Source organism: Candidatus Coatesbacteria bacterium, from assembly GCA_014728225.1.
Taxonomy (GTDB): Bacteria; RBG-13-66-14; RBG-13-66-14; order RBG-13-66-14; family RBG-13-66-14; genus WJLX01.
Genome location: WJLX01000011.1, coordinates 18,327 through 30,290, shown reverse-complemented (window position 1 = coordinate 30,290; position 11,964 = coordinate 18,327). Strand labels below are relative to the sequence as shown.

Below are 11,964 nucleotides of genomic sequence, written 5' to 3'. Positions count from 1 at the left end.
GGCACATTCGACAAGCACATAGAAGTCGATGGGGCCTACTTCGGCGGCCATCGTAAAGGAAAGCGAGGCCGGGGCGCCGGCGGCAAGATCCCCGTCTTCGGGCTGCTCGAGCGGGGTGGCGAGGTCCGCGTCAGCCTACCGTTCAACTGCGGCGAGAAGCACCTGCTGGGCGCCATTTTGGAGAACGTCGAGCTGGACTCGATCGTCTACTCCGACGGCTGGAAAGCCTATAACAAGCTCGCACTCAAAGGCTTCCACCACAGGCGCATCGACCTCCAACAGGATTTCACCAACGGCGGGATAAGCATAAACGGCATCTAGTTGGTCCGGGGCTACGCCAAGCGCCGCTTAAAGACTATCACGGTGGCTTTAAACGTAACTTCAGGCTGTTTATCAGGGAGATGGAGTTCAGATTCAACCATCGCGACGCCGAAAACGCGCTATACATTCTCAGAAGCAGACTTCGCGCTTGTTCATAATTAGGTGATAATCCCTATATAAATTAACTGTCTTGCCTGATGATTATATGAACTCTATTCACTATTATTAATAGACAAAGGTTTTAAGAAAAGGAGAAAAATGGATACAATGCGAAGCACGTGTCCCGACTGTGGGGGGTCTAGTAAGTGCAAGCATTGTAATGGCTCTGGACAGGCTCCACCTCCTTCGTCTCCAGGTGTTCCTTGCCCCTATTGTACATGCGGTGTTTGTAGTACCTGTCATGGCGACGGTTACCTGGGCTAGTGTAAACGGCGGGGACAGAGTCCCCGCCCTACGGGGTATGCGGTTAAGGTCCGCCGCGGATAGGTGTTGGGATGGATACAACATTGCCCGATAAACGGCGGGGATGGAATCCCCGCCCTACGGGGCTTGCGATAGCGGGCGGGGTGCACACGCATCCCGCCCTGTCGCAATACCTGTCGTAGCGTCGAGACCCCCTCATCGTCCCCGCCGTTTGACCCCTCCGCCCCGCCCGGGTATACTTCCCTAATCGCAACCGACGAGCAACCCGTGGAGGGCGTCTTGGCCGAGCAGCGCAAGTGGTGGCAATTCTGGAAGCGCGAGACCGATTTCGTCGAGGAGACCAGCTCCCCGGATACCGCGGACTACAAGGTCTACCGCTCGACGAAGAAGGAGTGGTACCGCGAGCAGAAGCGCCGCACCAAGCTGGTGGCCGAGCGCCCCGACGCCCAACGCAAGCGCAACAATCCCTACACCCGCACCGTCCGCACCCTGCCGATCAAAACCCACCTGATCACCGAGCGCGACGAGATCGTCGAGGTCTGCCAGCGCTACGTCCCGCCGGCGGGGCCGCGCCCCGGCGACGTGTTGGTGGTCAGCGAGAAGATCGTCGCCGTCACCCAGGGCCGCACGCGCAACTTCGCCGACATCGAAGAGGGCTTCTGGGCCCGCTTCCTCGCGGCCCGGGTCAGCAAGGCGCCCTGGGGCATCGGGGCGGTGGGGCTGCCGGTCAAGATGCAGGCGGCCATCGACCTGGTGGGGCTGCCGCGGATCCTGCTGGCCGCCGCCGTCGGCGCCGTGACCCGGACCCTCGGCCACCGCGGCGACTTCTACCGCATCGCCGGACCCCAGGTGGCCCAGATCGACGGCACCCGGGTCGGGACCTTCGAGCGCTACATCAACGTCATCATCTACGGCCCGGCCTTCCCCAAGTGGACCTGTGAGCGGATATCCGCGGCCCTCGGCGGGATCGAGACGGCGATTATCGACGCCAACGACTACGGCGACGTCGACGTGCTGGGCAAGACCGCGGGCGTCGACGAGCACTGGTTATCGCTGGCCATCGCTGACAACCCGCTGGGCCAGGAGCTGCAGATGACCCCGCTGGGGCTGGTGCGCCGGAACGACTAGGCCGTAACCCCGCCGAGCGTCCGGTCCGGCCGGCCCCGTTCACACGTTCCAGTTAGGTTTACGCATGACTAACCATCAGACCCGCATTGCCGACGAGGTCCCCGAGAACGCCCCTGCCACCGTGCGCGTCGGCCGGGTCTTGTTCAAGCTGCGTAGCTGGATCCCCGTGCCCTTCGTCCTGCTGCTGCTGCTGTTCGCCGAGCCCGTGGGCTGGAGCTGGGCCGTCGGCGTTCCCCTCGTCGTCCTCGGCGAACTGATCCGCATCTGGGCCGTGGGTTACGCCGGCGGGGCCACCCGGGCCCGGGACCTGCGCGCCAAGCTCCTCTGCACCAAAGGTCCCTTCGCCTACGTGCGCAACCCACTGTACCTGGCCAACGCTATCATCGTCCTCGGTACGGTGACCGTGGGCGCCTGGTGGCCGCTGATCGCCGTCCAGCCACTGCTCTACCTGGTCTACTACTACCTGATCGTGCGCTACGAGGAGGGCTTTCTGCGGGCCGAGTTCGGCGCCGACTACGACCCCTACGCCGCCGCCGTACGCCGCTTGATCCCCCGCCTGCGGCCCTATCCTGTCCAGAGCGGCCGCGAGTTCCGCCTGGGCGACGCCCTGCGCAACGAGCGCCCGACGATCCTCAACGCCGTGCTGATCCTCGGCGCCCTGCTGGCCCTGGACCTGGTCCTCGCCGCCCACGACGCCGGCGGCCTGCTCGAACTGCTCTGCCGGTTGTTCTAAACCATGGTCAAGCATCACCACCCCAAGCCCGACGCCCACGATCACGGTCACGGTCACGGTCACGGTCACGATCACGGCTACCGCCGCTTCGAGCGCGGACGACTGCGCTGGGCCATCCTGCTGACCGGGGTGACGATGATCGCCGAGATCATCGGCGGGTTGTGGTCCGGCTCGCTGGCCCTGCTCTCCGACGCCGGGCACATGTTCACCCACCTGTTCGCCCTCGGCGTCAGCTACCTGGCCCTGCGCTGGGCCGACCGCCCAGTCAGCGAGGGCAAGAGCTTCGGCTACTACCGCGGCGAGGTCCTGGCCGCCCTGATCAACGGCCTGACCGTCCTGGCCGTGGTGGCCTTCATCGTCTACGAGGCCGTCGAGGGCCTGATCGATCCCGGTGCGGTGCGCACCGGCGAGATGCTGATCGTCGCCGGCGTCGGCCTGCTGGTCAACGCCGCCACCGCCCTGCTGCTGTGGCGCGCCGGGCGCGACGACCTGAACATCAAGAGCGCCCTCGTCCACCTGATGGGCGACCTGGGCAGCTCCGTGGCCGTCGTCGTCGGCGGGTTGGTGATGCGCTACACCGGCTTCTGGCTCCTCGACCCCCTGCTGTCCCTGCTGATCGCCGGGGTGATCCTGGTCTGGAGCTGGGGCCTGCTGCGCGAGAGCGTCCACATCCTGCTCCAGGGCACACCCCGGGGGGTCGATCCCGCCGCCGTTCGTCGGCTCCTCGCCGACCGCCCCTGCGTCATCGAGGTCGTCGATCTGCACCTGTGGAGCGTCACCAAGGGCATGAATGTGCTGACCGCCCAGTTGCGCGTCGACGGTGCACTGACCATCGACGAGGCCGCCGGGCTGCGGCGCAACCTCTCCGCCGAGCTGCAACGCGACTACGACGTCATGCACGCCACCCTGGAGCTGATCCCCGCCGACGAGCCCGGCGGGCACGACTGCGCCCTCTGCCGCCGCCAGTCGCCCACTGACTGAGCCCCGGCCCGTCACGGTTTTTGCATTCCGCAGACCTCCCCAGCCGGGAGGTCTGCGGGCAAAAACCCGCGCCGGGCCGGGGCTGCATTCAAGGCGCGGCTAACGTACCACCAATCGATAGACGACCTTTCACGATCCGCCGGGGCGGCACGCCCCCGTTGGTCCTTTATCCCCGGCCCCCGCAATTACCCGTTGCCTTCCGTCCTGTTCCGGTCTATACTATTAAGGTCCGATCTGACCTCTGAGACGATGGCCCTACGAGCTCTCGCGGGAGTACGTCAACGACGCCAACGGCGTGGTGACCACGATCGATTACGATCACCGCGACTGGGGTTCCGTCGAACTCGGCTGGCACCTGCGGGATCAGCGGCGGTGCCGCAGCCGGATTCAGGCTACCAATAAGGCCGTTGCCAGCTCAGTAATCATCAGACCATCTCATATTTCGCTTGGCAGTTATTCGGTTCGACCTACGCCGTACTCGCCGAGCCCGTGCTGAACGTCCCCTACGGCGATCCCCTCAAGGTGGGTCAGCAGCTCCTCTGGACGGGTCATTACGAGGCCTTCGGGCGTCCCGACAGCCTGCATCCGGTCTGTCCCGGTTCCTTCTCGAACCCCATCCAGTACACCGGTTACTACTCCGACGGCGACATTTTCGAGCAGCGGCGGTGGTTCCCCGGGCGAAAAGTATTGAAACCTGCGCATATTTATGCTATCGTTATAACGTCTCAATAGGAGACGCCACAAAAACCAACCCCAGGGAGGGGAGATGTCTCTATTACCGATCGGCACCCAGGCCCCGGACTTCACCACCAAGGCCCTCGTCAACGGCTCAGAAGCGGATTTCAAGCTGTCCGAGCACCGCGGCAAATGGGTCATTTTGTTCTTTTATCCGGCGGACTTCAGCCCGGTCTGCCCGACGGAGCTAAAGGCCTTCCGCGATAACAGGGCCCGGCTGGAGGAGCTGGGTGCGGTCTTCGTCGCCGGCTCGACGGACGAGTTGGAGAAGCACAAGGAGTGGCAGAAGGGCGATCTGGGCAACCTGCCCTACCCGCACTTCACCGACCGTGACGGGACCATCTCGCGGCTCTACGGGACCTTCCTCGAGGATTCGGGCGTCTCGACCCGGGGGACCTACATCATCGACCCCGAGGGCAAGGTGCGGGCGATCATGGTCACCGAGCCCAAGGTGGCCCGTTCGGTGGAGGAGACGCTGCGGCTGATCTCGGCCTACCAGACGGGCGAGGCCTGCCCGGTGGACTGGAAGCCGGGCCAGCCGACACTCTAGCCGGAGGCTTAAACGAGCAACGAGCGGACGCCCGCGGGCGTCCGCTTCTGTCATCGCCGGATCAGCGTGTGCCGCCGCGGTGAAAACGGTTGAAAAGACTTGCCCGGCGGTTATATTATGGATACGTTATCGAGAATACCTCGACCCGTGCTCTTCGGCCGGCGGATTGCGCCGCGTCCGAGCCGCTTCGGAAAGGCCGCCTCGATGTCCCGGATCAATATCGTGCCGCGCTTCATCATCGAACAGGATGAACGGGAACAGGATGGGCGGGACGGTCACAGCGGCGCTTTCTCCGCGGCGGCCCTGTTCTTCGATATCGTCGACTTCACCCGGATCACCCGGGAGCTGCAGGCCAGGGGGCGGGCGGGGGCCGAGGAGCTGTCGCTGCTGCTCAAGGGTGTGCTGACGCCTACGATCGCCACCATCTACGACGGCGGGGGCTTCGTCACCGGCTTCGCCGGAGATTCGCTGATCGCCCTCTTCCCGCAAGGTGACGTCTCGCGGCGGCGGGTTTGCGCCCGAGCCGTACGGACGGCCGTTGCGATCCGGGACAAGCTGGACCGTCGCAACCGGCGCCGGAAGGGGGCGGCCGTGAGGCGTGAGGTGCTGGCCAAGCTGGGCCTGTCCTACGGTCGGATCGAGTGGGGCGTCCTGGGAGCCGGCGAGGCCAAGAGCTACTACTTCGCCGGGCCGGGCCTGAGCGGTTGCGCGGCGTTGAACAGCGTCTGCCGGCCCGGAGAGATCGTTACCACCGACGGCTTCCCCACCGTCGACGACGCAACAGCGGATTTGTCAGGCAACGCTGAAGGCGGCGGCCGTGGAAGGCGTCTGCGCCGCCTGAGCAAGCGTCTCGTAGCCCCCTTCACCTCGCCGGAGGCCCTGCTCCCCGGGCTGCGCGATGAGTTCCGCGACGTGGTCAGTGTCTTCTCCGCCCTGCGCCGTGAGGTCAGCTTCGCCAACCTGGACGAGGTCGCCCGGACGGTGCTGCCGCTGTGCCGCGAGTACGGCGGCTATTTCAACGGCTTCATCGTCGACGACAAGGGGCCGCACCTGTCGTGCTTCTTCGGCGCTCCGCGCTCCCACGAGAACAACGTCAAGCGGGCGCTGGACTTCGCCGCCGAGCTGCTCGAGCGCTTCGGCGACGAGTCCCGGGTCGGCGTTTCCCGGGACACGGTATTCGCCGGTTTCGTCGGCTCGACGAAGCGCTGCCAGTACACCGCCCTGGGCGACGCGGTCAACCTGGCGGCCCGGTTGATGCAGCGGGCGGACTGGGGCGAACTGCTGGTTGATGGCAACGTCGGCCGGAGCCTGACGCCGGATTACCAGATCGATGAGCGCTCCAGCGAGCGGCTCAAGGGGCTCGAACGCCCCGTCGAGGTTCTGAGTATCGGCAAAGCGACCCGTAAAGTGGAGAGCCGCTTCTTCGCGGGGCGTTTCCTCGGGCGCGCGGCGGAGCTGCGGCGGGTCCGGGAGTTCATCGAGGGTTCGAGTGGCGACGAACGGCCCGCGGTGCTCTACATCTACGGCAACCCGGGCATCGGCAAGTCCCGCCTGGTCCACGAGGTTTCGCGGCGCCTCGGCACGCGGTTCGGCCTGCTGGAGCTGCAGGCCGACGAGATCCTGCAGAAGAGCAAGAATCCCTTCACGGCTCTCTTCAAGAACTATTTCGGCTACCGGGAGAACGAGACGGCGGCGGTCAACACCGCCCGCTTCCAGCGGCGCTGGAAGCGGATGCTCGAGCAGCTGTCGGCCGCGTCGGACGAGCGCTCGGGCGAGCTGATCGCCGAGTTGGAGCGGACGGAGTCTCTGCTGGCGGCCCTGATCGGCCTCTACCGGGAGGGCTCCCTCTACGAGCAGCTCAACCCCAGCGGGCGCTCGGAGAACACGGTCACCGCCGTGGTCAGCTTCTTCCTGGCCCAGAGCCTGCTACAGCCCCTGGTCGTCACCCAGGACGATCTGCAGTGGCTGGACGAGGAATCGGCGGTCATCTATCAGGCCCTGCTCCAGGCCGCGGCGGCCTATCCCCTGACCCTGCTCCTGCTCAGCCGCTACCGGGACGACGGGGACAAACCCCGCCTCGAGACCCCGGCGCAGGCCGTCGTCGCAGAACTCGAACTCGGCCCCCTGCCCGCCGGCGGCAACGACGAACTGCTGGCCGACAAACTGGGCGGGCCCGCCGATGACGAGCTCAGAGACTTCGTCAACGACCGTGCGGCGGGCAATCCCTTCTACCTCGAGCAGTTGGCCCTGTACCTGAAGGAGAACGAGCTACTGAAGCGCGACGGGGAGCGTTACACCCTGGTCAGCGACACCGCGGCGGTTCCCGACAGCCTGCGCCCGATGCTGATCGCCCGCATCGACCGCCTGTCGCTCAACCTGCGGGAACTGGTCCAGGTCGCCGCGGTGCTGGGGCGGGAGTTCGAGGCCGAGGTTCTGGCCGGAGTGGTCACCGCGATCTCGAAGCGGGTCACCCGAGCGGCGGTCAAACCTCTGCTGCAACAGGGCGAGGACGCGGCGATCTGGTCCCTGGTCGGCGAGCTGCTCTACCTGTTCAAGCACGCCCTGCTGCGCGAGGCGGCCTACGAGATGCAGCTCTTCCGCCGGCTGCGCACCCTCCACGGCCTCGTCGGCGAGACCCTGGAGCAGTTGCACGGGGACGATAAGAACCGCTACGCCGACATCGCCTACCATTACCATCAGGCCGAACGCAGCGCCAAGGCGCGCGAGTATCTGATCAAGGCGGCGGATTTCGCCAAGGTCGAGTACATGAACGAGGAGAGCCTCGGCCTCTACGAGACCGCCCTGGAGCATATCAGCACACCGTGGGAGCGCTATGAGTTGCTGAACAAGATGGCCGACGTCCTCAACCGGGTGGGCCGCTGGGAGGAGCAGCGGGGCAAACTGGATGAGTGCCTGGCGCTGGTCGAGGAATTGGGCGATAAAGCCCTGATGACGCGCATTCTGAACAGGAAAGGTCTGGTGAACCACTATCTGGGCGATGCCGAACAATCGCTGAACCACCTCAACAGGGCCGTGGAGCTGGCCACCAGTCTGGATGACAAACTGCTGTTGAGCAATGTCTACAGAACCATCGGCCATATCTACACCGATAGGGGACAGTACGATTTGTCCGAGGAAAACCTGACGACCGCCCTGGAAATCGCCCGGAGCAATCCGGCTCACCAGGCCGAGCTGGCCTCCTGCAGGATGGCTCTGGGGTCGCTCAACAGCCTGTTCTCCAAATATGAGCAAGCCCTGTACTGGTACGAGAAGACGGCGGACATCCTGCTGGAATCCGGCAGCCTGGAGGATCAATCCTCCTTGCTGGGCAATATGGGGATCGTCCACATGAATATGGGGCACTACGACAAGGCCGACGACTTTTTTCGCGACGCCCTCGCTATCTGCCGCAAGCAGGGTGTCAAGCGTAAAATCGCCGTGATCTACGGCAATATGGGACAGCTCTACCGGATGCGCGGCGCTTTCGCCGGCGCGATCGAACTGATCGAACAGCAGATCGATATCGCCCGACAAATCGGCGATATCTCCCAGGTTACCGTCGCGATCTATAACAAAGCCGACACCTATAAGCATGCCGGGGATTTCGCCGCCGCGCTGAAGCTCACCAAGGAAGGACAGCGGTTGGCCGAAGAGCTCCAGAACGCCCTCTTCATAGCGGTCTTTCGCGTTCTCGAGGCCGAGTGCGTCTACGGCAGCGGGGATTACACCACCGCCGAGGGCCTGGCCGAAGACGGGCTGCGGATGGCCGAGCGGGTCAAGTTCCCCGACGCGATCTACGACGCCGAGGTGCTGCGGGCCAGGCTGCTGGCCCGGCGCGACACCGCCGCCGGTTTGGCGGCCCTCGCCGCCCTGCTGGAGGAGTACGATGATCCCCAGCGGCTCGCCCTGTTGAGCTACCACCGCTGGAAGATCAGCGGGAACAATGAGCACCGCCGGCTGGCGATGGAACGGCTCACCACGCTCTACGAACGGACACCGGATTACCGGTACGAACAGATCCTCCAGGAGCTGCGCCGCCGGGACTGAGCCGGCGCCGCTGGAATGGTTATCTCGGCCGGCTTGGGCTATGCTTGGTTAAGCTACCCGATTATCGAGACCAAAGTAGTCGAAAGGAAACACGATGCGTTGGGCTCTGCCGATCATGTTGGCCCTCGTCGCGGCCACCGGCGCCGGGATCGTCTACCACGTCGAGTGCGCTCGCTGCGGCTACGAGGAACCGGCCCTGTTCGTCGGCGGCGGGATGAACCCCCTGTTCAGCTACGCCGTCTACGAGGATCCCGCCGCCGAGCGCCTGGTCAGCGTCGGTTTCGACGCCGCGCCGCTGTTCTTCGCCGCCCTGGGCGTCGAGGCTCCCGACAGTTACTCCAACGAGTTCTGGGAGCTGTTCAACGCCAATTACGCGACCTACGAGGAGGTCATGGGGAGCTGGGAGCCGCCGCCGCTCCTGACCGTGGGCACCAAACCCGACGGGCTGCTGGTGACCGTGGACGGCGCACCGTTGACGCTGGAAACCCCGGAGCTGAACCGCGTCCAGGACCTGGACCACGCCGCCTGCCCGCGCTGCGGTCGGCGCGGCCTGGAATTCACCCAGAGCGGTGTCTGGGATTAGGAGGTTTCGCAGTGCGTAAACTGCTCGTGCTGATGTTGGCGACCGCCGCCGCGGTCACGGCGGGGGCGATCATCCAGGGGAGCTGCGCCGACTGAGGCTGCACCGTCGAAGACCTCGTCTGGGGCCGGGGGATGGACCCCGGCGGCTTGACCCTGCTGTATCGCGACCCCCACAGCGGCGCCTACCACACCGTTCACTTCAGTTTCGTGTTGCAGCACGCCGCCGCGACCGGTCTGGACATTACCGCCGAACGGGACTGGTCGGCCTACAAGCAGGAGCACCTCGAGGAGATTCTCGCCCTGGAGGAGGATTTCTCCGCCCCGCTGGTCCTGGGCGGGCTGACCGTCGAGGACGTCCTGCCGGACTGGGTGATGCTCGGCGAGGGTGCCTCAACCAACGCGCTGGAGTGGACCCACGTAGAAGAGCCCCTCGACGGCACCCACCCCTGTCCCGACTGTGGAGATGGCGACTTCGTCTTCGAACAGGTCGGTTGGTGGGACTGATCACGAACGAGGAGCAAGATGCCGCGCAAGACGATAACTCTGCTGCTCATCACCACCCTCGGCGCTTTCGCCGGTGGCATCTACCGCGCCGAGTGCGATTCCTGCGGCTACAGCGAAGAAAACCTCTGGCACGGCCGGGGCCTCGAGGATCCCTTCTCCGTCTACGCCCTATACTCGGTGCCCGGGTGGAGGATGGTGGTCAGCGTCGAGTTCGACCTGTCCTACGAGTTCGGCGAGCTGATCGATTACGACTTCAGCCAAATCCGCACCTCGACGGCCATCTGGGACGTCGTCAACGAACACCACGAGCAGTACCGGCCCTTCTTCGACAGCTGGACGCCGCCGGAACGGCTGAACATGGATAACCGGCCCCGGGGTGCCGAGATCGCCTCGGAGCGCCCGGAGACCCGCCTCTTGCCGGAGATGATCCTGCTGGAAAGGGTTTGGGACGCGGACAAAACCTTCGCCTGCCCGGCCTGCGGCTCGCGCTCCCTGCATTTCTTCATGCACGGCAATTGGGACTGAGCCCCGCGCCAACTACCACCATGGAGGTCCGATGCGCAAGTTAATACCCCTGCTGCTGATCGCCCTGATACTACCCGCCGCGGCGGGTGAGATTATCCAGGGCCGCTGCGCTGAATGCGGCTACGAACCGGCGGAATACTTCTACGGCTCCGGGATGCTGCCCGGTTGGCTGCACCTGCTCTACCGCGACCCGGAGAGCGGCCTGGTCTACGAGGTCGACTTCCTGCTGGCCCTCAAGGCCGCCGATGAGATCGGCGTCAACATCAACAATAACCACCGCGAGATCCAGGAGTTCACCGAGACCAACTTCGACCTCGTCGCCGAGGTCCACGCCGCCTTCGATCCCCCCGAGGTCCTCGAGGAGCTGACCGGCGAAGGCGAGCTGCCACGCTGGGTCGAGCTCGAGGAGGGCTTCCACGGCGAGGCCCTGAACCTCGAACTGGTCGACAACCCCGAAGGGCAACACTTCAGCTGCCCCGAGTGCGGCGCCGAGGCCCTGCGCTACGAACAGACAGGCTACTGGGACTAGACCTTCAGCAACTCTTTTCAACAAGCGGCGGGGAACTCTCCCCGCCGCTTGTCATTGTTAATCAACGTCCCCGGATACCCACGAAGACCGCCGGGCACCTCCAGGCCCCGGCGCGTGTTTTTGCGCCGCGGTTGCCCGAAGGCAACCGCGGCCTGCAAAAACCGTGACGGGGCCGCCGGGTGGCTCAGCCCGCCTCGGGGAACCAATCATCGATCAGGTCGAGGAGGAACTGAAGTTGGGCGCCGTCGAAGACGTTGTTGACCGTCCCGCTGTCGGCATCGACGGCGACGAGGTAATCATATCCCTCGTCATCCCCACCCCGGTAGAGGACGTAGGCCAGGTTGTCGGAGACTTCGAACCATTCGGCGAGATAGTTGGGCACCACCAGCAGTTGACGCTCGTTGATGGACACCTCGTCGGGCAGGGCGGCGTCGGCGGCCTCGATCCAGCCGTAGGCCGTCGTGTAGGCGGGCAGCGGTATAGTCAGCTCATAGGTATTGAAGCTGTTCGTCGTCAGTCCGTTGCAGTAAACGGTGACGTCGAGACCGTTGAGCTCATCGGCGGTTTCGCTATCGACATAGGTGAAGTGCCAGAAGGCCTCGGCATCGTCGGTCAGCTGACCGTCGCCGTCGAGCGCGTTGGCGAAAATGATGTGCAGCAGGGCGTCGGGCATCTCGGCGTCGCGGATGGGATCGGCCTTGTCCAGAGCCCAGGCCAGACCGTGGCCGGTGCCGCCGTCACCACCATCGTCACCGTCACCGTCACCTGAGCCGGTGCCGCCCTCGCAGCCCGTCAGAACGGCGAGGCCGAGGAGCAACGTCAGGCTAACCGCCGGGCGTGGTAAGCTTAAAACCATCGGTGCGCTCCTTGCTGCGTTGTCTTGAAATGTCGTTGAGAAGGCGCTGA

Annotated in this window: 12 protein-coding genes; 11 read left to right on the top strand and 1 reads right to left on the bottom strand. The window is 64.9% G+C overall.

Features of this window, described 5'->3' with window-relative positions:
• From GF399_01035 to GF399_00985, 11 genes are all read left to right on the top strand, one after another.
• On the top strand, positions 1-321 hold a 321-nt coding region (locus GF399_01035), incomplete at its 5' end, for an IS1595 family transposase (GenBank protein ID MBD3398898.1).
• 576 nt (positions 322-897) lie between these two features.
• Positions 898-1,872, top strand: a complete 975-nt coding sequence (locus tag GF399_01030; GenBank protein MBD3398897.1) for a hypothetical protein — start codon at positions 898-900, stop codon at positions 1,870-1,872.
• Between the two features lie 64 nt (positions 1,873-1,936).
• Positions 1,937-2,605 carry a hypothetical protein gene (locus GF399_01025; GenBank protein ID MBD3398896.1) on the top strand — a complete coding sequence of 223 codons (669 nt, stop codon included), beginning with the start codon at positions 1,937-1,939 and terminating at the stop codon, positions 2,603-2,605.
• Positions 2,606-2,608: 3 nt separating this feature from the next.
• A complete protein-coding gene (locus tag GF399_01020; protein ID MBD3398895.1) occupies positions 2,609-3,586 on the top strand; it encodes a cation diffusion facilitator family transporter in 978 nt (325 codons plus the stop codon).
• A gap of 489 nt (positions 3,587-4,075) precedes the next feature.
• Entirely contained in the window at positions 4,076-4,318 is a 243-nt protein-coding gene (locus tag GF399_01015; GenBank protein ID MBD3398894.1) for a hypothetical protein, read from the top strand.
• Between the two features lie 34 nt (positions 4,319-4,352).
• Positions 4,353-4,871 carry a redoxin domain-containing protein gene (locus GF399_01010; protein ID MBD3398893.1) on the top strand — a complete coding sequence of 173 codons (519 nt, stop codon included), beginning with the start codon at positions 4,353-4,355 and terminating at the stop codon, positions 4,869-4,871.
• Positions 4,872-4,988: 117 nt separating this feature from the next.
• On the top strand, positions 4,989-8,918 hold the full coding sequence (locus tag GF399_01005) for a tetratricopeptide repeat protein (GenBank protein MBD3398892.1): 3,930 nt from the start codon (positions 4,989-4,991) through the stop codon (positions 8,916-8,918).
• Positions 8,919-9,012: 94 nt separating this feature from the next.
• On the top strand, positions 9,013-9,501 hold the full coding sequence (locus tag GF399_01000) for a hypothetical protein (GenBank protein MBD3398891.1): 489 nt from the start codon (positions 9,013-9,015) through the stop codon (positions 9,499-9,501).
• Positions 9,502-9,632: 131 nt separating this feature from the next.
• Positions 9,633-10,004, top strand: a complete 372-nt coding sequence (locus GF399_00995; protein ID MBD3398890.1) for a hypothetical protein — start codon at positions 9,633-9,635, stop codon at positions 10,002-10,004.
• Positions 10,005-10,022: 18 nt separating this feature from the next.
• Positions 10,023-10,529: a hypothetical protein gene (locus tag GF399_00990; GenBank protein MBD3398889.1), complete on the top strand. Its 507-nt coding sequence runs from the start codon at positions 10,023-10,025 to the stop codon at positions 10,527-10,529.
• Positions 10,530-10,560: 31 nt separating this feature from the next.
• Entirely contained in the window at positions 10,561-11,058 is a 498-nt protein-coding gene (locus GF399_00985; GenBank protein MBD3398888.1) for a hypothetical protein, read from the top strand.
• Positions 11,059-11,242: 184 nt separating this feature from the next.
• On the opposite strand, the gene GF399_00980 is transcribed toward GF399_00985, so the two are convergent.
• Positions 11,243-11,914, bottom strand: coding sequence for a hypothetical protein (locus GF399_00980; protein ID MBD3398887.1), 672 nt, complete (start codon positions 11,912-11,914; stop codon positions 11,243-11,245).
• Between the last annotated feature and the right edge of the window lie 50 nt (positions 11,915-11,964).